The 20,469-nt window shown below is 35.5% G+C and carries 24 protein-coding genes and 3 tRNA genes; 8 read left to right on the top strand and 19 right to left on the bottom strand.

Annotated elements, in window-relative coordinates:
- Positions 1–314: 314 nt before the first annotated feature.
- The 7 genes from BMW37_RS07840 to BMW37_RS07810 all read right to left on the bottom strand — a co-directional run bounded on the left by BMW37_RS07840 (position 315) and on the right by BMW37_RS07810 (position 4,436).
- A complete protein-coding gene (locus BMW37_RS07840; RefSeq protein WP_093319383.1) occupies positions 315–1,124 on the bottom strand; it encodes an LPO_1073/Vpar_1526 family protein in 810 nt (269 codons plus the stop codon).
- On the bottom strand, positions 1,096–1,314 hold the full coding sequence (locus BMW37_RS07835) for a hypothetical protein (protein WP_245711042.1): 219 nt from the start codon (positions 1,312–1,314) through the stop codon (positions 1,096–1,098). The genes BMW37_RS07840 and BMW37_RS07835 overlap by 29 nt, the downstream gene beginning before the upstream one ends.
- 460 nt (positions 1,315–1,774) lie before the next feature.
- A complete protein-coding gene (locus BMW37_RS07830; RefSeq protein WP_093319381.1) occupies positions 1,775–2,191 on the bottom strand; it encodes an antiterminator Q family protein in 417 nt (138 codons plus the stop codon).
- A gap of 18 nt (positions 2,192–2,209) precedes the next feature.
- Complete coding sequence (locus BMW37_RS07825) at positions 2,210–2,941, bottom strand: ATP-binding protein (RefSeq protein WP_093319378.1); 732 nt, start codon at positions 2,939–2,941, stop codon at positions 2,210–2,212.
- Positions 2,925–3,740: a helix-turn-helix domain-containing protein gene (locus BMW37_RS07820; RefSeq protein ID WP_093319376.1), complete on the bottom strand. Its 816-nt coding sequence runs from the start codon at positions 3,738–3,740 to the stop codon at positions 2,925–2,927. The genes BMW37_RS07825 and BMW37_RS07820 overlap by 17 nt, the downstream gene beginning before the upstream one ends.
- Positions 3,741–3,849: 109 nt before the next feature.
- Complete coding sequence (locus BMW37_RS07815; RefSeq protein WP_093319373.1) at positions 3,850–4,194, bottom strand: CII family transcriptional regulator; 345 nt, start codon at positions 4,192–4,194, stop codon at positions 3,850–3,852.
- Positions 4,161–4,436, bottom strand: a complete 276-nt coding sequence (locus tag BMW37_RS07810) for a transcriptional regulator (RefSeq protein WP_093319371.1) — start codon at positions 4,434–4,436, stop codon at positions 4,161–4,163. Before BMW37_RS07810 ends, BMW37_RS07815 begins: the two co-directional genes overlap by 34 nt.
- Before the next feature lie 153 nt (positions 4,437–4,589).
- Here BMW37_RS07810 and BMW37_RS07805 point away from each other — a divergent pair, with 153 nt between their 5' ends.
- The 6 genes from BMW37_RS07805 to BMW37_RS07780 all read left to right on the top strand — a co-directional run bounded on the left by BMW37_RS07805 (position 4,590) and on the right by BMW37_RS07780 (position 8,520).
- The gene (locus tag BMW37_RS07805) at positions 4,590–5,261 is read left to right on the top strand and encodes a LexA family transcriptional regulator (protein WP_093319368.1); all 672 of its coding nucleotides are present in this window, start codon (positions 4,590–4,592) and stop codon (positions 5,259–5,261) included.
- A gap of 256 nt (positions 5,262–5,517) precedes the next feature.
- Positions 5,518–5,790 (top strand): hypothetical protein, encoded by a 273-nt coding sequence (locus tag BMW37_RS07800; protein WP_093319366.1) that lies wholly within the window; start codon positions 5,518–5,520, stop codon positions 5,788–5,790.
- Between the two features lie 282 nt (positions 5,791–6,072).
- Positions 6,073–6,894, top strand: coding sequence for a PD-(D/E)XK nuclease-like domain-containing protein (locus tag BMW37_RS07795; protein ID WP_093319364.1), 822 nt, complete (start codon positions 6,073–6,075; stop codon positions 6,892–6,894).
- Positions 6,891–7,805 carry a RecT family recombinase gene (locus tag BMW37_RS07790; RefSeq protein WP_093319361.1) on the top strand — a complete coding sequence of 305 codons (915 nt, stop codon included), beginning with the start codon at positions 6,891–6,893 and terminating at the stop codon, positions 7,803–7,805. The genes BMW37_RS07795 and BMW37_RS07790 overlap by 4 nt, the downstream gene beginning before the upstream one ends.
- A gap of 46 nt (positions 7,806–7,851) precedes the next feature.
- Positions 7,852–8,238 (top strand): hypothetical protein, encoded by a 387-nt coding sequence (locus tag BMW37_RS07785; protein WP_093319358.1) that lies wholly within the window; start codon positions 7,852–7,854, stop codon positions 8,236–8,238.
- A gap of 51 nt (positions 8,239–8,289) precedes the next feature.
- On the top strand, positions 8,290–8,520 hold the full coding sequence (locus tag BMW37_RS07780; protein ID WP_093319356.1) for a MerR family transcriptional regulator: 231 nt from the start codon (positions 8,290–8,292) through the stop codon (positions 8,518–8,520).
- A gap of 6 nt (positions 8,521–8,526) precedes the next feature.
- Here the strand turns inward: BMW37_RS07780 and BMW37_RS07775 are convergent, their stop codons facing one another.
- The 7 genes from BMW37_RS07775 to rhlB all read right to left on the bottom strand — a co-directional run bounded on the left by BMW37_RS07775 (position 8,527) and on the right by rhlB (position 13,904).
- Positions 8,527–9,510, bottom strand: coding sequence for a tyrosine-type recombinase/integrase (locus BMW37_RS07775; RefSeq protein WP_093319353.1), 984 nt, complete (start codon positions 9,508–9,510; stop codon positions 8,527–8,529).
- Between the two features lie 378 nt (positions 9,511–9,888).
- Positions 9,889–9,975 (bottom strand) — tRNA-Leu (locus tag BMW37_RS07770).
- Positions 9,976–9,995: 20 nt separating this feature from the next.
- Positions 9,996–10,069, bottom strand: a tRNA-Cys gene (locus tag BMW37_RS07765).
- Between the two features lie 15 nt (positions 10,070–10,084).
- Positions 10,085–10,160 (bottom strand) — tRNA-Gly (locus tag BMW37_RS07760).
- A gap of 278 nt (positions 10,161–10,438) precedes the next feature.
- On the bottom strand, positions 10,439–11,002 hold the full coding sequence (gene pgsA / locus BMW37_RS07755) for a CDP-diacylglycerol--glycerol-3-phosphate 3-phosphatidyltransferase (RefSeq protein ID WP_093319350.1): 564 nt from the start codon (positions 11,000–11,002) through the stop codon (positions 10,439–10,441).
- 32 nt (positions 11,003–11,034) lie between these two features.
- A complete protein-coding gene (locus BMW37_RS07750; RefSeq protein WP_093319347.1) occupies positions 11,035–12,594 on the bottom strand; it encodes a Ppx/GppA phosphatase family protein in 1,560 nt (519 codons plus the stop codon).
- Positions 12,591–13,904: an ATP-dependent RNA helicase RhlB gene (rhlB, locus tag BMW37_RS07745; protein ID WP_093319345.1), complete on the bottom strand. Its 1,314-nt coding sequence runs from the start codon at positions 13,902–13,904 to the stop codon at positions 12,591–12,593. The genes BMW37_RS07750 and rhlB overlap by 4 nt, the downstream gene beginning before the upstream one ends.
- Before the next feature lie 403 nt (positions 13,905–14,307).
- Here rhlB and rraB point away from each other — a divergent pair, with 403 nt between their 5' ends.
- Positions 14,308–14,727, top strand: a complete 420-nt coding sequence (rraB, locus tag BMW37_RS07740) for a ribonuclease E inhibitor RraB (RefSeq protein ID WP_093319342.1) — start codon at positions 14,308–14,310, stop codon at positions 14,725–14,727.
- Positions 14,728–14,831: 104 nt separating this feature from the next.
- On the opposite strand, the gene hemN is transcribed toward rraB, so the two are convergent.
- Entirely contained in the window at positions 14,832–16,217 is a 1,386-nt protein-coding gene (gene hemN / locus BMW37_RS07735; RefSeq protein ID WP_093319340.1) for an oxygen-independent coproporphyrinogen III oxidase, read from the bottom strand.
- Between the two features lie 252 nt (positions 16,218–16,469).
- Between hemN and ung the strand changes: the two genes are divergently transcribed.
- Complete coding sequence (gene ung / locus BMW37_RS07730) at positions 16,470–17,141, top strand: uracil-DNA glycosylase (RefSeq protein WP_093319336.1); 672 nt, start codon at positions 16,470–16,472, stop codon at positions 17,139–17,141.
- A gap of 224 nt (positions 17,142–17,365) precedes the next feature.
- On the opposite strand, the gene BMW37_RS07725 is transcribed toward ung, so the two are convergent.
- The 4 genes from BMW37_RS07725 to ispD all read right to left on the bottom strand — a co-directional run bounded on the left by BMW37_RS07725 (position 17,366) and on the right by ispD (position 20,457).
- Positions 17,366–18,421: a peptidoglycan DD-metalloendopeptidase family protein gene (locus BMW37_RS07725; RefSeq protein WP_245711041.1), complete on the bottom strand. Its 1,056-nt coding sequence runs from the start codon at positions 18,419–18,421 to the stop codon at positions 17,366–17,368.
- A 132-nt stretch (positions 18,422–18,553) separates the two neighbouring features.
- The gene (locus BMW37_RS07720) at positions 18,554–19,201 is read right to left on the bottom strand and encodes a protein-L-isoaspartate(D-aspartate) O-methyltransferase (RefSeq protein WP_093319333.1); all 648 of its coding nucleotides are present in this window, start codon (positions 19,199–19,201) and stop codon (positions 18,554–18,556) included.
- 2 nt (positions 19,202–19,203) lie between these two features.
- Complete coding sequence (gene ispF, locus BMW37_RS07715) at positions 19,204–19,680, bottom strand: 2-C-methyl-D-erythritol 2,4-cyclodiphosphate synthase (RefSeq protein ID WP_093319329.1); 477 nt, start codon at positions 19,678–19,680, stop codon at positions 19,204–19,206.
- A gap of 18 nt (positions 19,681–19,698) precedes the next feature.
- Positions 19,699–20,457, bottom strand: a complete 759-nt coding sequence (gene ispD, locus BMW37_RS07710; protein WP_093319326.1) for a 2-C-methyl-D-erythritol 4-phosphate cytidylyltransferase — start codon at positions 20,455–20,457, stop codon at positions 19,699–19,701.
- Positions 20,458–20,469: the final 12 nt, after the last annotated feature.

The following is a 20,469-nucleotide window of genomic DNA, read 5'->3' as shown; positions in this document are numbered from 1 at the left end:
CAAAGTTCATATCGCTATAAATGACAAAGCCCCAGCGTTAGCATGGGGCTTAATAAATGTTATGGTGCAACCTTGCAAACAATGAAACAACCGCAATAACACCAAGAATAAATAAATGATACACTAATTTGCTAATTCATATCAAGCTTAAAATGAATTGAATAATAAAAAAACCTTCAAAAAAGTTTTACATTCAAACTTATCCCTATCTAATTAGATTTTTGATGCTTCACATCTATAATAGAACACCAGAATTAAAATGACGAAGAGTCAATTAAAAGATGGCTAATTCAATGTGGTTTTTAAATACTATTTTAGCGCATTGAATCAGTGATTTTTTCTAAAATTATAGATCCTATCAATTCCCCAGAAGTCGTTAGATTCAATAGATGAAATTTTTTTTCATCGAAAAAATTTATGACTTTATAAAAATAAGGATATTTAGATTGCACATTATCTATGTTCAAGAATGAGTATCTATTATCTTGCAATAGAGAAAATGTATCCATAGTACTATAATTAATACCATAAATAGCTGCTCCTATCACTCCAATCTGCTTTAATTCTGAAATTGTGATATCAGAAAGTTGCTCTAAATAAACTTCTGATATTCTTCTATAAAATACTTCTAATAAACGCTCATTAGTTACTTTAACGACATTAACAAAGTAAATTAATGCAATTGAATTTAGCATTTTATGTGTAAGCTTAGGTATCATTTCAATTGCAGATTCAATACAGTTTTCAAGATAGTCGTTGTTATCTTTTTTAATTCTCTCTTTCAATAATTCAGCTAAAGTTTCTATATCTATTTTATTACCTTTTCTCGCAACATGCTGAATAGCTGTATTAAAAGCATATTGAGTATCTGGTTGAGCTAATTTTTCAATGTTAATCTCATCAATACTTGAAATAATCTTCTCATATACCATCCTGGATAAAATATCAACATTATTTCTAGCAATTTCTATTGCTTTAGCTTCTAGCTTAGGGAAGTTTTCTTGCCATAATAAGTTAAATAACCTTTCACATTCCGTAAAGCTTAATCCTGTTTGTTGTATAAGAACACCAGAAACTTGGGTTATACTTGAATTTTCACTCGCTTTTGCTTTTTGATTCACCATTTTTTTCACCTTTAAAATTACCAGCAACTTGGATTATGCTCCCTCCATTGCTCACCTTAGCTTTTTGAGTTACCCTTACACTTTTTAGTATTTTTTTTGCTCCCCATAATAGACTAATTAAACCTAGTCCTACACCAATGTAGGTAGCATTATCTAACCCGATATATGTATCTAGTAATTCCTTAATCATAAAAACTCCCTCATGAACGTAAAAAAAATAAATTTAAAGTCATAAGCTTACTCGCGAGAATAATTTCATTATAGATTTTACTATGATTGCTTACTAGGGTTCGCCGTTACTCCTAGTTCCAAGTGCAAATATTATTTCGATTATCATCTACCGCAGTAGGCGTTATGCAGCTCTATTTCCATTGAGTACACAAAAATAATTAGAAGATATTTTCAAAATAAAGCAATTGATTTTTTTAAAATAATTGCACAGCTAAACTTTGTACTTATTAGTGTAACTATACAACTTTACTATTAGATTAAGCTATATAATTTACAACTACTCACTCTTAACGTTTAAGCTAGCACTATTCCTACGGTAGATGTCAAGACAGTTGTTACAATTTTTTTGTCTTCTTATTTTTCTAAGCTTCATAAGATACCTCACAGCATTTATCTATATATTTCGCTTACAAGTATGTTTAGGTAGATTCACTTAATTCAATGTACTTTAGAAAAATAATTTTTTTAATATTATACAGTGTTTTATCTACTAAGTTACGATATGTTGTTAGTGAATGCCCCCTAGCATTAGTTTCCCTATTGCTATAGAGCCAAACTGAAATCTGATATTTATTATTCATATAAACATAATATTGAATCAAAATTTCATACTCTGCAGGACTTCGTAATTTAATATCACTCACAATACGCGATATTAATAACCCCGTATCGTCGTCACACATAGACCTCACAGGATTTTGAGGGTTAATGCTTGCAATAAGCTTGCCAATTAGGCTGATTTGCCTAACTTCAATTCTCCCAGAGTAAACCCATGCCCCCCATCTCTCCATTATATCATCAATAAAATCTATTTGTTGTTTTGTCAGTGTTTGCATCCATTCCTCACTTTTAAATTATTCAGCCAAGCTTTTTTTCTTCGAACGATATGATTGCCAAGTAAAAGAAACCCATAGGCCGGCGCAAGTTTGACGATCCATGATTCGATTACCTAATAGTTTCACCATTTCCTGATAATTTAGATTGGTTAACATGCCTGTAGGTTTTAAATTTAATTGCCGACGATCAATGAGTTGATTCAGCAGATTAATCTCAAAATCATTATTAGCCTGTTTTTGTACTCCAATTTCATCGAGTATGAGAAGATCTAATCCTACTAAGTCTTCTAACAACTCAGATTCTTTTATTAGACTGTCTTTCTCATAGCAAGACCTAAACCGCATAGCTAATTCTGCAATAGTGACAATAACAACTGATTTACCCTGTTGTATTAATCCTCTAGCTATTGCTGTTGCCAAATGATTCTTCCCTGTTCCAACATTACCAGAAAATACAAATCCTCCTTTTGAATCATTAAATCCCTTATAAAAATCAAGTGCTTTAGCAAGAGCATCTTTTTGTTCTCGGGTGGATGCTTGATAATTTCTAAATCCACACCTCGAGTGTAATTTTTGAATGCCAGAGCGCCCCAAAATTCGTTGGATTCGGGCTTGACGATTTCGCTCGTTAATTAAATGTGATTGCTTTAAGGCTTCAGCATCATGAAACGCAATTAACTCCTCAACAGTTCTAAACTTAGGTTTAATATGCGTCGGCATAATTCGCTGTAATTCAGAAAGGCATTGCATCGATATCCTCCTGAGTGATAACCGGTGCCACATAGTCGGGGCTTGAATTTAAGAAACCAGGTGGAATTTCTTGTGTTGCAGGAGTCATTACCCTTGTATTTTTGGGTTGTGTGTTCCCTATCCAAAATCTAGTTGAATTTCGAATCCAATTGTTCAAGGCTGCCGACCAATCCTTGTATATTTTTCCATTCGCCCTGGCATGATCACAAAATTTCTCGAATTCTTGTATTAAATTAACACCAAGTTCATTTGCTAACTGCACATGTTTCTCACCTGGTTTAAAATCTCTTGGGAGTGAGGTTGCATTTTGGGGTGATTTTTCTTTGGGCACTTTTGGGACAATTTCCTCCAATGACGGTTCCTTACGGTTCAATGATGGTTCAATTACGGTTCTAGGTGTCACTGTGTCACCCCCCTCATGCCACTGTGTCACCCCTCCCGTGTCACCATGACACCCCTCAAGTGCCACTGTGTCACCCGTGTCACTGTGACACCCCTGACATGGTGGCACCCCTTTATTAGTATTTAATGTCACATGTTTGAGTATATTATCTGGAGTTATTTTGTAGACATTAGAACGCCCATCCCTTCTTTTAGTAACTAGCAACCCTAATTTTTCTAAAATCATTATGGCTCGTTTTACTGTTCTTTCGGATAAGCAAGTTCTCATTGATATAGTATCTATTGATGGCCAACACACCCCCTCATCATTAGCGTTATCTGCCAATGATATTAAGACTGCTTTTGGTGAAGGCTCTATTTGTATAGGCCAACATTTACTCATTATTAGTGTACTCATAGATATCCTTATTTTTTATGCACTCCATTCATTCCTAAAATCGACTAAAGTAATAATTAGTAATAATTTCGTATTGGAGTGCCCTCCTTTTTTTGATACAATAATTTGGTTAGTTTGGAAAAGCTGACAACTTCTGCACTGGATCTATTGCTGTAGATTCAGTGCTCTCTTTTTGTAGATTAAGCCAATTGACCGCATAGGTTAAAAGTATTCGATACTCACTCTCCTCGAGCACTCGTTCCCCTTCAAAAACAAAGTTATTGATTCCTAAAGCCGCCAGTACTTCAAAAACCTCTTTAAACTTTTCAGTTCTTCTGAGTACCGTAGAATCAGCAACCCCAAGGTTTTTAGCTACTTGGGTTTGAGTGTTTTGTCTAATTGAGGAATGAGCTCGATTTAACAGTAAATTAGTCGTATTATTCAATTTTGTTTTGCGTGTGTTTGCGTTTTGCATGTGGTTAAATCCTCTTCAGTTAGTTTAAGGGGTTTAGGAAAAAGCGATGGTAAGTCAGGTCTAAGATCATAGCCCTGGACTTTACCTTGTGTTACTTCAACAATTCGAACTACATTTTCAGGCGAAATTTTGATTTTATTATGTAACCATTTATGAACAGCTGATTGTGATACACTGATAGCATCAGCCATTTTTTGCTGGCCTCCTAATAAATCAATTGCTTTTTTGATGACTTGATTCACAAATACTCCTTTTTATAGTTTCAAAAAAAACACATGATATTACTTTGGTTTTTAAAATTCCACTAAAAAATGCTTTTTTATTTATTTTTTACTAAAAAGTAAAGTATTTATTATTGGCTTAACAAATGTTATTACTTGGATTATAATTTGAATATGAAAGAAAATACTTTAGCGAATAGATTTTTACTTGCACGCGAATCCAAAGGATTAACTCAAAAACAACTTGCAGAGAAAGTTGGGGTGAGTCAAGCCTCTGTTTTTAAAATTGAAGATGGGCAAACATTAAAGCCTAGGGATATCTATGATTTTGCAAAAGTCTTAGGTGTTAGTGTTGAATGGCTCAAATCTGGTCATTTAGAAAATTACCAAGAATTCGTTACTAATGCTCACAATGAAAGTGAACTTATTGAAAATGAAAACATAATTTCGATCCCCCTCATTAGCAACTTAAATGATATTAACTCAGAAGGCTATGTCACTACGAGCGAAAAACAAGTCGTACAATTTTCCAAATCAACATTAGCACTGTTTCACAAATGTTCTGATGTAAAATCTCTATTCTGTATAATTTTAGGCGATAATTCTTTAGAACCCAACATTCCTGAAGGTTCAACAATAACTATAAATACCCGTGATAAATCAATTGTTGATGGTAAAATATTTGTTATTGAGCAAAGTGGCTGGAAAAGAGTAAAAATTTTATACCGTACAGCACCAGATAAAATCATATTAAAAAGTTATAATTCAAATTACCCTGTTGAAGAAGTGTATATCAATGAAATTCATATTATTGGCAGAGCTATTCAAGTCATGTTAGCCATCTAAAAATAAATAAATCCCCTTCCTTTTTATAAAAACCACTAAACATAGTGGTTTTTTTTATTTTTTCTTTTAAAAAAATCAATAAAAAACAATACCTAATAAACTCAAATTAAAATTTTTCGAAATCCTTACACAAAAATAAACTAAAGGTTATTTACAATAAACAACTCAGGTTGTATTATGTTGTCACTGCCCGGATAACAGTAAATACCTAAACCTACTATCTAATTGAAAAAATTTTCTTAAAGGAGTAAGAACTATGAAAATAATGGATTTAATAAAAATGACGTTAGTCAAAAAAAACATTCCATACCAATGGTTGGATTCTCAATTAAAAATTGAAATCAAAAACAAGGAAATTACGTTTGAAGAACAACAAATAGACGGTGATATATATCTAATTCAAAAAGAGATTCAGGATGAAACTCTAGTGAAAGATGAAAAGATTCTTTGTCTTGGGGAGTTAAACAGCAATATTGATCTCATCATTTATCTTTACAGAACGCAAGATAAAAAAACAAGCTACAGCTAATGGAACAAAATTGATGATCCTTTCGACTAAACGTATTCATTGAATCAATCTAAAGGGAATTTACCTATGCTGTTTTTTGTAGATGGACTTTTTTTACACCTTCGCATGAATGGAACTTTATACACTTTTCCAAATAATCGCGAAGGGTTTAAGGCAATGTTTGACTTTGCACTTTTAAGTAAAGACATTCATACACTAATAAATAATTAACGTGATTACCAAACAAGTCTTAATCACAAAAATATAAATATTTACTAACCATTACTACAACAAGGATGTAACATGACTATCGGAATTTTTGACAACATGCTGAATGAAGAATATCAACGTTCTCAAGGCGTCAGCAAATCACAACTCGATCTTATCGCCTGTTCTCCCAATACCTTTTTATGGAATAAAAAAGCGCCTGTCGATACCAGTAAATTAAATGCATTAAATATGGGTTCTGCTTTGCATTGTTTATTGCTTGAACCAGAAGAGTTTTCAAAGCGTTTTATCTTCGCCCCAACGGTCAATCGAAGAACCAAAGAAGGTCGTGAAATTGAGGCTAATTTTCTCAAAAAACAAGAAAAATCTGGTGTCACTATCATGACCAATGAAGAGCATCAAAAACTAATGCTTTTAAGAGAAAGTGTTTTCGCTCATCCAGCTGCAAAAAAGCTTTTGGAATTGGAGGGATATGCTGAACGTTCGATATATTGGAACGATAAGGAAACAGGTGAATTATGCCGCTCTCGCTTTGATAAGCAGCTAAAAGATTACCCTATCATCGTAGATATTAAAAAAACCGCACAAATCGATAAATTTTCTTCATTAATTCATGATTATCGGTATCACGTACAAGAAGCAATGTATAAAGACGGATTTTTTAATCATTTTGGCGAGCCTGCTCAATTTCTATTTATCGTAGTCAGTGAGACCATTAACTGTGGTAAGTACCCTGTCCGCATCTTTGAATTAGATGCTGATTACTCAGCAGTTGGCCATAAATTGTTTCGAAAAAATTTAGAGCTTTACCATCAATGTAAAACTACTAATGACTGGGGATTCTCAGAAATAATAACTGCACCTAAATGGATTAAAAACAAGGAAGAAATAGCATGAATACTGTAAGCATACAAAACCAACAACTTAATGATATCACCCCACAAACTTCAAACATTATTTTTTCTCCTGAGAATTTAATGGCAATCCAAAAATTTGCAGAAGTTATGGCACAAGGTGTAGTGACTGTTCCTCGGCATCTGCAAGGAAAACCAGCTGATTGCCTAGCGGTTGTACTCCATGCCACGCAGTGGGGGATGAATCCGTTCTCTGTGGCGCAAAAAACCCATCTAGTCAATGGCATACTTGGCTATGAAGCACAATTAGTTAATGCAGCCATTATGGCATCAGGGGCAATCCAGGGACATTTCAAATATGAGTATATTGGCAATTGGGAACAATTTAATCCCACCAAAGCTGATAGTGAAGTTGGCCTCGCTTGTCGTGTTGGTGCAATACTCAAAGGTGACAATGAGATCACCTGGGGAGAACCTGTGTATTTAGCTTTAGTAGGGGTAAGAAACTCACCTCTATGGAAAACTAATCCAAGACAACAAATTGCTTATCTTGCTGTCAAGTATTGGGCTCGGCTTTATACACCAGGCGCCATTTTGGGTATTTACACGCCTGACGAATTAGCTGACGTGCAGCCTCCAAAAGATGTGACACCTGTTAAACCAGCTCAGTCTCTATTAACGATAACAGAGGCAGATGTAACAAGTCCTCAAATAATCGAGGAAGTAGTAAGTGATCATCAAAATCAAGAAGATCCGATTAAAGAATTCGATGAGCGATTGTTGAAATTTTGCGAACATATTGATGCATTGACGTGTATTGATGCTTTAGATAAAGCTTTAGAACAAGCCAAATTGATCTTTAAGGAATCAAACATACACCTCACTAAAGCTCATAACGCGTATGTAGTACAGCGCGATTCGCTTATAGAGATGGATTTTATAGAGCAACACTAAATAGTGCATGCACTGATTTTATATTTTAATTTAAACAGGTACACCCATGAAATTACATGAAATATTTAAACTTAAAGATTTAGTTTTTAGCCTTAATGGTCGTCATTTTCAAGAAAAAGAAGTGTTCTTAGCAGAACTAGAAACTAATCAATCCGATCATGATATTAAATTTTATTGTGGTCAGAAAACTCAAATTTCTCATATCGACATGATTGATCCCTATAAAGTCATCACTTGTATTAGAGATGATGCGTTTGATCTACCGACCCTTGGGAGCATGGATGAAAGAAACTTGTATCTTGATGATATAACAGAAGCGCTTGAACAAGAGCTCGCCACTGTGATTGCGGATTTCTTTAATCGCAAAATAAAACAGCCCACATTCAGTGGGGTAAAAGACATCATCCAACTGAAAATTATGAATAGCAACTAAATGAATAGATTTTAATACCGTAACTTATTATGATTTTAAAGGAGTAATATCATGGTTTATACAATGCAAGAAAATGAGTTAGAAAGATTATTATCAGAAGCAGCTAAACAAGGAGCAAAAATGGCAATTGCTGATTTTGCGGTTTACAATTATGCTGATGCCTGCAGAAAATTAGGAATGACGTATCCTACTCTTCAGCGTAGGATCAAAGAAGGTAAAATAAAACAAATAGATGGCAAAATCACAGGTGCTGAAATTGCCAAATATTTAAGATTAATCTAATTGGCACTAGTTGAGATAATCCGCAAGCGATGATGCATGCGGATTATAATAAACCATCGCCATTTTAGGATCGCTCCATCCAAACATTTTACACAGATCAAGTACTTTTAATTTTTTACTTAGCATGGTTGCGGCCGTATGTCTGGTATCATGCCAAGTAAAGCCACTTAACCCCGCTCTTTGCCTCTGTTTTTTAAATGCTGACGATAATGTCTGGGACGTCATGCCAAACACTAAAACATCATCTACACCACGCATTCTTTCTATTAATCCTTTTGCTTTATTTGACAAAGGTACATTTCTGGAATTACCATTTTTTGTTAACGGCAAATGAACATGTCTCTCAAATACATGAGACCATTCTAATCCGCACAATTCTCCTGCCCGCATGCCTGTTCTTAGGGCGACTAACATGCAAATAGCAACCGCTTGTTTATTTGAAGTTATTTTTCCTGTTGTTTTGTAGCCTAAGATTTTAAGCATTGCCCTGATTTCATACCAACTTAACACTCGCTCACGATGCTTAGGGCTACGTGGCTTGCGTATCTCTTTTACTGGATTTTTCTCACACCAACGCCACTCAATTCTAGCGATTTCAAAAACGGAAGAAAGTAGATTGAGTTCGCGTAGTACACTGGCACCAGATACTTCTTTTAATCGCGAATCCCTGTAAAGGGCTATATCATCATTATCTACATCACACATAAATTTTTCTAATGGCAGATTTCGTTCTTCAAATGCCGCGAGTCTAATTTGCTCCCAGCGGATCCCTCGCTTGGTGGGTGAAATTTCTTTTGAATACCGTCTTAACGCATCTTTTAATGTAAATTTATTGCTTTCCTTATTAGCTATCTGTTCCCTAAATTCATTTTCACGTTTGAAAGCCCACTCCGTAGCTTCTCTTCGTGTTGCAAATGTCTTTGATTCTCTCAAGTGTTTAACTTGAACCTGAACTCGATATCCTTTATCATTTTTTTTAATGCTGGCCATAAATTCCCTTTTCCATAAATAAAATATTTTTATCTACATTTGCAATCCGTGCATAAGACGAATCGTTCCCTATATGTCGAAAAGTCATTATGGATAATTGGCCACTTAAAAAAAATACTTAAGCGAATAAGCGTTTTACTTATTACTATGCATGTGGATTTTAAAGTACTGAAAAGAAAGCTATTAAATATGATTGAGAAGTTTTGAGCAGAAAAAAAATATAATTTTTGTGCGGGATTCGTGGGGGAATCGTGCGGGATTCATGCGAGAATTGATATTAAATTAGGTTAAAAATAGTGAAAATGAATTTTTAAGGAATATTATAAATGCTTGTTTTTGAAGTTATTTTGAATATTTTGAACATCACCAAAGAGGAATTGGTGCCCAGGGCGGGACTTGAACCCGCACACCCTTTCGGGCGAGGGATTTTAAATCCCTTGTGTCTACCGATTTCACCACCTGGGCAGGTGATTGCTACTACTTTTTGGAGGCGCGTCCCGGAGTCGAACCGAGGTTCATGGATTTGCAATCCACTGCATGGCCACTCTGCCAACGCGCCTATGTTAACCATGCTTGGAGCGGGAAACGAGGCTCGAACTCGCGACCTCAACCTTGGCAAGGTTGCGCTCTACCAACTGAGCTATTCCCGCACAGTGACTTAAGTTTCGTTAATGTCTCTGAACAGGTGCGCATTTTAATGAATTTTGAGAATGAGTCAATCAGTTTTTGAATAAATATTGAAAAATGCGTATCGATTGCATATTTTTGTATCAATTTAGCTATTTTTCAAACGATTTTAATACTTTTCCAGTTATAAATTATATTTAACTAGTGTTTTAATCCACAATTATATAAAGATCCTAGTTTTTGACATCCTCCCCCACGCTAAAGCAAGGGGATTCCTACTGGGCACCTTCAATTACATAAATTACTTATCAATTTCTTGCTGAGCAAGCAAATCTTTTTTCGCCGCTTGTAAATACTGATACATTGACCAAAATGTTAAAGCTGTTGCAACATAAAGCAAAACAAAACCGACATATTCAACCCATTTATATGGATGCCATAAAAGTAAGCCAATAGCAGTCATTTGAGCGGTTGTTTTTAATTTACCAATCCAAGAAACTGCTACAAGTCCCCTCTTACCTAATTCAGCCATCCACTCGCGTAGAGAAGAAATAATTATCTCTCTGCCGATGATAGTTGCAATCGGCAGGGAAACCCACCATACACGATAATGTTCAGCTAAAAGCACTAAAGCTACAGCTACCATCACCTTGTCTGCTACAGGGTCTAAAAACGCTCCAAATTGAGTGCTTTGATTCCATCTCCTTGCTAAGTAACCATCAAACCAGTCAGTTACCGCTGCAATTACAAAAATACCTGCAGTAACCGTTGCTGTCCATTTAAATGGCAAATAGAACGTAACGACAAACACAGGAATCAATAGTATCCTGAAGTAGGTCAATAAAATAGGGATGTTAAATGGCATAAAAACTCTCTTAGTTAAATTCAATTGTACTTTTAAAGTCTACTTAGTTTGATATTAATTTTTACTTCATATTTGATTTCATGAATCAATTCTTGCAAATAAGCGCTCACTAATGGGTGAGTTAAAAGATAACTCTTAGATATTTGCAACTCTATTAATTCAATTGAATCTAGATTATTTGCATCTATGATTTGATTAGAGTGGCTATTTTTTTTAAAAATCTTCACAACAAATGGCGCCACAAACCTATCATCTCGGTGACTGCAGCTGATCACAGCCAATTTAATCATGATAGAAAGAAGAGTTGCATCTACCAAATCAAGTACCGATTGCTTAACGAGTTGAGTCACTTTAATTTTTTGTGGATTAAGCATCTGAAGCCACAGTGAAATCAGTATTTTTTCGTAAGAAGTTAAACCTAACTGTGGAATATGATGAATTAAATAACTTGCATGTTGATTGGTGTTTTTTAAGTCCACCACTAATCCAATTTCGTGAAGTGCAATACAATATCTTAAGATTTTTTTAATTCTCGTGGATAATGTGATTGTAGCTGAATTTGACAGAATAAACCTTTCTAATTGAGCTTGTACTCGATTAGCCTGTTCTACATCCACTTGATAGCGATTTTGTATATAGCTAATAGCTGCATTATCATCAATTGCATTTTGGTGTGTAAACTCAAATGAAGCAAGCAACCCTTCTCTAAGTGCACCATCAGTTGGGACTAACGTTTGAATTTCAAGTGCTTCAAATAAGCCAATTAAGATACTAAGGCCACTGGTAAACACTACCGCTTTGTCTAAAAACAGCCCTTTAACAGTAATTAAACCAAGTTGAGTAGATTGAATAATCTGATCTTTTAGCTTGTACAAAATGTCCAGTGTAATTTCAGAACCTAATCGCTGGGCTATCATAATTTCATTAAGTGTTTGAATCGTACCGCAAGCACTTAGTGCCACATCCCAATCCAAATGCGACAATTCACTCTTTTCTTTTAAAAAAATAAGCTTAGCTTTATTAGTCGCTTCATCAAACTGATTTAATGAAATTATTTTTGAAGTAAAAAATTGTTGTTGCCAAGTCACGCAACCAACTGAAAGACTTTTTAAATATCGAATATCTAAATCATCCCCAATAATAATTTCTGTACTTGCACCACCAATGTCGATGACAAGGCGTTTAGGTTGATCGTGAGATGCCAGTGAAGCCCCTAGATAAATAAGCGATGCTTCTTTTTCACCATCGATGACCTCGATTTTGTGCCCAAGCAAACGCTCAGCCCGAGAAATAAATTGTTCACGATTATGAGCAAGACGTAAAGTTGCGGTTGCAACCGCTCTTACATTAACAGGATTAAAGTGTCCAACACGATCAGCAAAAATTGCAATACACTCTAAGCCACGTTTAATACTTTGCTCATTTAATAAGTTATTTGTATCTAAGCCACTTGCTAATTGAACTTTTCGCCTCACTCTTTGTATCGGATGTAAGCGTCCATGCAAAAATCTAGCTATCAATAAATGGAAACTGTTTGACCCTAGGTCAATTATGGCAAATAAATCATTATCACGTGGCAAATTTTCTATCATGGTGTCATAGTTTGTTGTGGTTTAGTCGAGCGCCTATTACGATTAAACTGAGAAGATTTACGTGAATTACGCTTATCACCTTGATTAGATTTATAAGTGTATGCACTTTTTGTAGGTGCAGCTATTTCTGTAAGTAATTTAGTTTGATCATAATGTGTAACAGGTATGGCGTGCCCAATGTATTCTTCAATACCAGGAAGATTAATAGAAAAATCTTCACAAGCAAAACTAATTGCGTGCCCAAAAGCCCCTGCGCGCCCTGTTCTACCGATGCGGTGGACATAGTCTTCGCAATCTTCAGGTAAATCATAATTAAATACATGTGTTACTTCTGCAATATGCAGCCCTCTTGCAGCAACATCAGTTGCAACTAAAATATCTAAGTTACCTTGGGTAAATGCCTCTAAAATTTGAAGACGTTTCTTTTGCGGTACATCACCTGTTAGCAATCCAACTCTATGTCCATCGGCATCTAAATAACCCCATACAGATTCACAGTGATGTTTAGTATTAGCAAATACAATTGCTCTATCAGGCCACTCTTCTTCCATAAGGGTTAATAAAAGAGGAATTTTATCTTGCATGGAGGGGTAAAATAGCTCTTCTTTAATTCTATGGCCTGTTTTTCTTTCTGGTTCAATTTCAACATATTCAGCGTTATCCATATGCTCAAAAGCTAGTTCGCGCACACGATAAGATAATGTAGCTGAAAAAAGCATATTAAGTCTCATAGAAGGCGCGGGCATTTTTTTAAATAGCCACCTAATATCATTTATAAAGCCAAGATCAAACATTCTGTCTGCTTCATCTAATATCATCACTTCAACAGCGCTCATATCCAATATGTTTTGTTTGACATAATCAATAATCCTGCCTGTGGTACCAATTAAAATATCCACACCCGATTCAATTTTTTTTACTTGCTTATCATACCCTTCCCCACCATAAGCAAGCCCTATCTTAAAGTTCAAATGATCGGCTAAAAAGGTAGCATCATTACTAATTTGTACCGCAAGTTCACGTGTCGGCGCCATAATAACAACACGAGGCTGATTTTTTTGAAAAGTGGTCTCATCCCCTTTTGCTTGATTATGTAAAAGATGATGAAATGCAGCAATTAAAAACGTCAGGGTTTTACCTGTTCCGGTTTGTGCTTGGCCTGCAACATCTTGCCCTTTTAAAGTGATAGGCAAAGTATAGGCTTGTATTGGTGTACAGCGTGTGAATCCCTTTATTGAAAGCGCTTTTGCAATCTCTGGATGAAGGGGAAGATCTTGAAACGAAAGTTCAGTTAAATGAGTATGTTGCATAAATTACCAGTTCGATAGAATGAAAAACATTAAATTAATGTGTTTAGTTACTGGCTAAAGTAGATTCTTTTACTAAACTGAATACTCAAATTAGCCTAGATGTATAGATTATGGACTATAATAGCAAAAAAATGTAACCTTTTTTAACTAATATCCTTTTTTTTAGAGTCCACGCTTGTTTTTCTAGTGATTAAGGTGTCATTTATTCTGAAAATCGAATGCAACTCTGCATTTTTTAACTATTCACACGTTTCATTTCAGAGTATCATGAAGCTAGCCTTATTAAGTGTCTTTCTATATATTGAAGCATAACTGATACATTTAAAAAATTAATAACATCGCTAATTAATAGACTAAATCCTAACTATTACTATTTTAACTCACTCACATTAAAGGAAATCATATGGCCAGTACATATCCAGCTCTTACCGAAGAGCAAATTGAATACTATGAACAAATTAAAATAGAAACTCGTGATATTATTAAAAATCTACTAGATGATGGTAGTTTACCTGATGCATTGTATTTGATAGAACACCATTTTGCATCTGATGATTTTGAGCAATTAGAAAACCTTGCTGTTGAAGCGTTTAAATTAGACTTTGAAGTGACTGATGCTGAAGAATTAGAAGATGAAAATGGAGAAGTCTTTTTTGCATGCGATGTTGTTTGCGAGATGAATCTTGTTGCTGAAAAAATAGATGAACAAGTTGAGCTGATGATTAAACTTGCTGGAAAATTCAACTGCGAATATGATGGTTGGGGGACCTATTTTGAAGATGGTTCTGACGAAGATGATGGCGTCATTTTTGATGATGAATAGTGATAAGCTACTATTGATTTAAACATGATATCATTAACAAAATTGGTTTTTGCATCCTATAATTGAAAAATGCAAAAACCAATCTTTAATTGAGACAGAAATAATCAGATTATCTTTGAAAACCTTGTTTGAGTATCAAGTCTGTTTTGCAAATGTTTATCAAACCGCATTGCAATTCCCCTGACTAAAAACCATCCTCTATTAGTTACAACCAATTGTTCATCATCATAATAACAAAGCCCTTCGGTAATTAAATCGTCTAAACTTAATAGTTCATGTTTAAAGTAATTTAAAAAATCGATATCAAATTCTTTATTGATCTCGCTAAACGATATTTTTCCTTGGCACATAATTTGCATAATGATGGTGTAGCGTAATAGATCATCAGCATCGCTTGCATATCCCCTAAAAGAAGGGAGCTGATGATTGGCTAATGCATCTTCATATGCAATTAACTCTCGTTGATTTTGAGAGTAATTACCATTAATTAGACTAATTGCAGAGACTCCAAATCCAATTAAGTCCGTTTTTGCATGTGTTGAATACCCTTGAAAATTACGCTGTAATTTTCCTTCTCTTTTAGCGATCGCTAAACTATCAGTTGGTAAAGCAAAGTGATCCATCCCAATATAATCCCACCCTGCTTTTGTTAACTGTTCTATCGCCATGCCCAGCATAGTCAACCTCTGTTCAGAGGTAGGAAGTTCCTCAGTTATGATCCGTCTTTGTGGTTTAAATCGTTCAGGTAAATGTGCGTATGCATACAATGCGATTCTATCTGGCTTTAGATCAATTAACGTTTCTAAACTTTGAGCAAACGTTTCAGGGGTTTGCTTAGGTAATCCATAAATCATATCAACATTGATAGATTCAATGGCTAATTTTTTTGCTGTTAGGAAAATTTCTGCTACCTGCCTAAAGGGCTGGACCCTATGGACAGCTTTTTGAACGTCCCCATCAAAATCTTGCACACCAATACTGATTCGATTAAACCCAATATCATCTAAACGATTTAGCCTATCGTAATTAACTGTTCTAGGATCGATTTCTATAGAACACTCAACATCCCTAGTTACATCAAATTTTTTCCTCACATGGATTAAAATAGCCTCTAACTGTTCATCCGTCATATAAGTGGGCGTCCCTCCACCAAAATGAATTTGACTCACAGTTAAACGCTTTGAAATTAGTTGAGTAGTTAAATCAATCTCTTTAATCAAATGCATAAAATATTCATCAGCTCGGTGTTGGTGCATGGTAATTACTTTATTACAAGCACAATAAAAACAAACCGATTGACAAAAAGGAATGTGAAAATAGAGCGAGATAGGTTCATTATGATAATTCGAGCCTAACATTTTTAATGTTTCTTGATGCTGAGTAAAAGTATAAGCATCAGTAAACTTATCTGCTGTTGGATAAGAGGTATAGCGCGGCCCTGGTTTATCCATTTTTGCAATTAATGATGTTGGAAGTATTAATTCTGGCATATGGCACCTCAAAATATAGATGTTTCTCTAATTATCCATATCAGTTAAAATTAAATAATCTAAATAGGCACCTAAGCCTTTACCCTTGGATAAATCACTAAAATATACTACAAGAACCTAGTGATGCTTGTTTTGATTTATGTTAAGTCTTAACAATTTTTTAACTTCAAAAATAGTAAATGTTGTTATGCATTGTTTAAAAACAATAAATAGCTTATTTGTTAATTTAAATCGATAATAGAGAACTCATACATGTCATTAAATTGGAAAACACTTCTAGCTGATGAAGAAAAAAAGAGCTATTTTCAAAATATCTTGCAATCCATCTCAACTGATCGCCAAGCAGGAAAGACTATCTATCCTGAAGAACAGAATATATTTAAAGCGCTTGAGCTCACCCCATTTAATCAAGTACAAGTGGTTATACTAGGGCAAGATCCTTATCATGGTCCTAATCAGGCACATGGACTAGCATTTTCAGTCAAACCAAGCGTAACTATTCCACCCTCACTCAGAAATATATTTAAATCAATCGCACATGACTATCCTGATTTTCAGATTCCAGAAAGTGGTTATCTTGGCGGTTTAGCAAAACAAGGCGTACTTTTATTAAATACAACTTTAACGGTAGAAGCGGGTAAAGCTAATTCACATGCCCATTTAGGATGGGAGCGCTATACAGACAAAATAATAGAACTGATTAACTATCATAAACAAAACGTTATTTTTTTACTGTGGGGAAATTACGCAATTAAGAAAAGTAGTTTGATAGATGAAACTAAACACGTAATTTTAACTAGTGTTCATCCTTCACCTCTTTCAGCGCATAGAGGTTTTTTAACTTGTGGGCACTTTAGAAAAACTAATGAGATATTATCCAATCTAGGCAGGCATGAAATACAGTGGCAGGAAACAAATAAGTAAATAGGGTTCGATAATATACCATTCTTGACACAAACTCAAATACGAGCATTAAACAAATATACTACCGTACGAAGGTTTCGTACGGTAGTTACAAGGATAGTTTACTTAGCTTTTAACTAAGTTCAATATGAATATTCAATATTGAGTGCGCATTGTAATCGTTCTAACTAATGTGTTCTACCCCTACACTTTAATTTTTATGATTTTTTTACGCTGCTATCCAATTACTTAGCTGGTAAAAATTTAATTGGATCAGTTGAAACGCCCTTTTGTCTAATTTCAAAATAGAGCTTAACTCTGTCGGTGCCACTACTACCCATAGTTGCAATTTGCTCTCCGCCTTTCACCTCTGTACCCTCTGAAACCATTAAAGTATCATTATGAGCATAAGCACTTAAATCTTCACCATCATGATTGATAATAATCAGATTACCATATCCGGCTAAAGCATTCCCAGCATAAACAACTTTACCTGCCTTTGATGCATAAACTGCTTGTCCTTGATTACCTGCAATCTCAATTCCTTTAATACCGCCATCAGCTGTTGAGAAACCTTGAATGACTTGCCCTTGAGTTGGCCATCTCCACCCTTTCGCACTCACTTTACTGAGTTCACCGGTGCTCATTGCGCCCGTTGATGGAACGATTGGCACAGTATTCCCCCCAAGCATTTTCCCGCCACTAGAAGGCTCACCACCTGGTACTGTTTGAGTAGAAACAATTACAGTGTTTGTCGCAGAGCTTTGCGTAGGTTCTGAGTAAATAGGTGTATTTACTTGATTTGATATACTCAGTTGCTGCCCTACTCTCAAAGAATAGGGTTCAGATAAATTATTTAAACTTGCCAGTTCATTTACATTAGCACCAGTTATCCATGAAATATAAAAAAGAGTATCTCCTGGTTGAACAGTATAGACTGAACCTGAAAAACTGCCTTTAGGAATATTGGTGTAATCACGTCCATTACCAATTGGTGTGGAATACGTTGACTGATTCTCATACGGTTGAGATTGATACACAACTGCACTTTGACTCGAGTCCGGCATTGAGCTTGAATTTTCAGGATACAGTGGTACCACTCCTACACTACCTGAGCTTCCCATATCATTTGATGATTGCTGAGGTGAGCGGGCATCATTCACTGATACAACAGGAGCTGGTGCATCTGTGCGTGCACATCCAACCAGTAACAGTGAAATCATTGCTAAAGATAACATTACTGGTTTAACTGATACATGGCCGTGCAGAGGACATTGCTGGGTAAATAAGTTTTTAATCATATTATTCTCTAATCTAGGTTAAACAATCTATGGTAGTTGATATCACGATTAACCAATATATTAACAGATTTATCACTGAGTAAACAGTCATGCCATTTAGGTTATTAGCAACTGCTATATTAATACATAGGACTAAGAAAGCTCGCCTTGTATCAAAGGCACAAATTTGACAGTTTCAATTTGTTTGACTTTAAAAGTATCACCATGGCGAGTAATTAATTTGAGTAATTGGCTATCTTCACCAACTGGAATGACCAATCTCCCACCATCGGCTAATTGATGTAATAGTGTTATTGGGATCTGGCTTGCTGCTGCCGTAACGATAATTCCATTAAATGGCGCATGGCTTTTCCATCCCTCCCAGCCATCTCCATGCTTAGAAGATATGTTATAAATATCGATGGATTGCAAGCGACGATAAGCCGCCCACTGTAAAGATTTAATGCGCTCAACAGTATAAACTTGGCTTACTAGTTTAGCTAATACGGCTGTTTGGTATCCAGAACCTGTACCAATTTCTAAAACTTTATCATTCGTTTTTAAAGCTAATAGTTCAGTCATTTTTGCGACAATGTAGGGTTGAGAAATAGTTTGACCTGACCCTATCGGTAGCGCTAGATTATCATAAGCTTGATGAGCAAGCGCTTGATCTATAAATCGGTCTCTAGGCACCATGCTGATTGCTGTTAAAATTGCTTCATTAGTAATCCCCATTGACTGAAGTTCAAAGAGCATTTTCTTTGCTTGAGGAGTTAGACTATTTGAAAAAGTCGAATGCATTTTCACCCCTCTTTTGTAATCAGCACAACTGAAGCGCAAGCTATCCCTTCAGAACGACCTACAAATCCTAACTGTTCAGTCGTAGTTGCTTTAACATTGACTTGGTCAAAATGTATACCAAGATCATCAGCTATATTAATTCTCATTTGAGGGATATGTGGTGCCATTTTAGGACTCTGAGCCATGAGAGTAACATCGATATTAACAATCCTATAGCCTTTTTTTGCAATCAATTGCCAAGCTGTTTTAAGCAGTTCTCTGCTATTGGCTCCTTTGTATTTTGGATCGGTGTCTGGAAATAACTGTCCTATATCCCCTAATGCAGATGCGCCTAATAATGCGTCAGTGACTGCATGAAGCAGCACATCACCATCTGAGTGCGCAAGAAACCCCTGATTAAAAGGAACAGCCACACCACCAATCATCAGTGGACCTTCGCCTCCAAAGGCATGCACATCAAACCCATGACCCACTCTCATAACCACTCCTTTATGCATTTATTCACTTAATTGATTCATTAGCATAAATTTTATATACGCTAAATCATCAGGTTCCGTTAATTTAATATTAGAAGATACTCCTTCAACCAGCCTAATCTTTAGTCCCATCATCTCTATAGCAGAGGCTTCATCTGTCAACAAGTGCTGATTGTCATGACAATATTCAATAGCATGATGCAAAATATCAACAGGGAATAACTGCGGCGTTTGTGCCGCCCAAAGCAATGTTCTTGGTAGCGTTTTATCAATACAAGTAGTGTGATTGTCTATTTTACCTTGCTTAATGGTATCTTTTACTGGTAGTGCGAGTATTGCTCCGGTATATCCTTCTGTTTTCCCTATCGAATCTGACATTACCGATAGAAGTTTATCTATTTGATGATATGCAATAAGCGGCCTTGCAGCATCATGCACAAGCGCCCATTTAGCAAATAAATTCTTTTTTGCAAAATTAAGAGCAGAGTAAACAGAGTCAGAACGTTCCTCTCCCCCTATCACAATATGAATAGACGGATTGTGTACAAAAGGTAATGTTTGAATTGTTGTATCATGCTGAGCAACCGCAATAATAATGGTATCTATAGCAGGATGAGCCATAAGAGCTGAGACGGTATGCTCTAATATCGTCTTACCTGCCACGTTAATATATTGCTTTGGTATCATGCTCCCCATACGCTTGCCGATACCTGCCGCAGGAATAATAGCCACAATATTTGAGAGAGGTGTTTTATCTGTCATAGGTAATGTTAGAGACAATTTTAATTCATC

Origin of the sequence: Thorsellia anophelis DSM 18579, from assembly GCF_900111395.1 — a bacterium.
Classification (GTDB): Bacteria; Pseudomonadota; Gammaproteobacteria; order Enterobacterales; family Thorselliaceae; genus Thorsellia; species Thorsellia anophelis.
The sequence above is the reverse complement of the archived record's forward strand: the minus strand, read 5'-3'. Positions and strand labels throughout refer to the sequence as shown.

What these genes read in the sequence shown, in the direction of transcription:
- BMW37_RS07840 (WP_093319383.1), bottom strand. Translation starts at nt 1,124, where the DNA reads ATGGTGAATCAAAAAGCAAAAGCGAGTGAAAATTCAAGTATAACCCAA.
- BMW37_RS07835 (WP_245711042.1), bottom strand. Translation starts at nt 1,314, where the DNA reads ATGATTAAGGAATTACTAGATACATATATCGGGTTAGATAATGCTACC.
- BMW37_RS07830 (WP_093319381.1), bottom strand. Translation starts at nt 2,191, where the DNA reads ATGCAAACACTGACAAAACAACAAATAGATTTTATTGATGATATAATG.
- BMW37_RS07825 (WP_093319378.1), bottom strand. Translation starts at nt 2,941, where the DNA reads ATGCAATGCCTTTCTGAATTACAGCGAATTATGCCGACGCATATTAAA.
- BMW37_RS07820 (WP_093319376.1), bottom strand. Translation starts at nt 3,740, where the DNA reads ATGAGTACACTAATAATGAGTAAATGTTGGCCTATACAAATAGAGCCT.
- BMW37_RS07815 (WP_093319373.1), bottom strand. Translation starts at nt 4,194, where the DNA reads ATGCAAAACGCAAACACACGCAAAACAAAATTGAATAATACGACTAAT.
- BMW37_RS07805 (WP_093319368.1), top strand. Translation starts at nt 4,590, where the DNA reads ATGAAAGAAAATACTTTAGCGAATAGATTTTTACTTGCACGCGAATCC.
- BMW37_RS07800 (WP_093319366.1), top strand. Translation starts at nt 5,518, where the DNA reads ATGAAAATAATGGATTTAATAAAAATGACGTTAGTCAAAAAAAACATT.
- BMW37_RS07795 (WP_093319364.1), top strand. Translation starts at nt 6,073, where the DNA reads ATGACTATCGGAATTTTTGACAACATGCTGAATGAAGAATATCAACGT.
- BMW37_RS07790 (WP_093319361.1), top strand. Translation starts at nt 6,891, where the DNA reads ATGAATACTGTAAGCATACAAAACCAACAACTTAATGATATCACCCCA.
- BMW37_RS07785 (WP_093319358.1), top strand. Translation starts at nt 7,852, where the DNA reads ATGAAATTACATGAAATATTTAAACTTAAAGATTTAGTTTTTAGCCTT.
- BMW37_RS07780 (WP_093319356.1), top strand. Translation starts at nt 8,290, where the DNA reads ATGGTTTATACAATGCAAGAAAATGAGTTAGAAAGATTATTATCAGAA.
- BMW37_RS07775 (WP_093319353.1), bottom strand. Translation starts at nt 9,510, where the DNA reads ATGGCCAGCATTAAAAAAAATGATAAAGGATATCGAGTTCAGGTTCAA.
- pgsA (WP_093319350.1), bottom strand. Translation starts at nt 11,002, where the DNA reads ATGCCATTTAACATCCCTATTTTATTGACCTACTTCAGGATACTATTG.
- BMW37_RS07750 (WP_093319347.1), bottom strand. Translation starts at nt 12,594, where the DNA reads ATGATAGAAAATTTGCCACGTGATAATGATTTATTTGCCATAATTGAC.
- rhlB (WP_093319345.1), bottom strand. Translation starts at nt 13,904, where the DNA reads ATGCAACATACTCATTTAACTGAACTTTCGTTTCAAGATCTTCCCCTT.
- rraB (WP_093319342.1), top strand. Translation starts at nt 14,308, where the DNA reads ATGGCCAGTACATATCCAGCTCTTACCGAAGAGCAAATTGAATACTAT.
- hemN (WP_093319340.1), bottom strand. Translation starts at nt 16,217, where the DNA reads ATGCCAGAATTAATACTTCCAACATCATTAATTGCAAAAATGGATAAA.
- ung (WP_093319336.1), top strand. Translation starts at nt 16,470, where the DNA reads ATGTCATTAAATTGGAAAACACTTCTAGCTGATGAAGAAAAAAAGAGC.
- BMW37_RS07725 (WP_245711041.1), bottom strand. Translation starts at nt 18,421, where the DNA reads ATGATTAAAAACTTATTTACCCAGCAATGTCCTCTGCACGGCCATGTA.
- BMW37_RS07720 (WP_093319333.1), bottom strand. Translation starts at nt 19,201, where the DNA reads ATGCATTCGACTTTTTCAAATAGTCTAACTCCTCAAGCAAAGAAAATG.
- ispF (WP_093319329.1), bottom strand. Translation starts at nt 19,680, where the DNA reads ATGAGAGTGGGTCATGGGTTTGATGTGCATGCCTTTGGAGGCGAAGGT.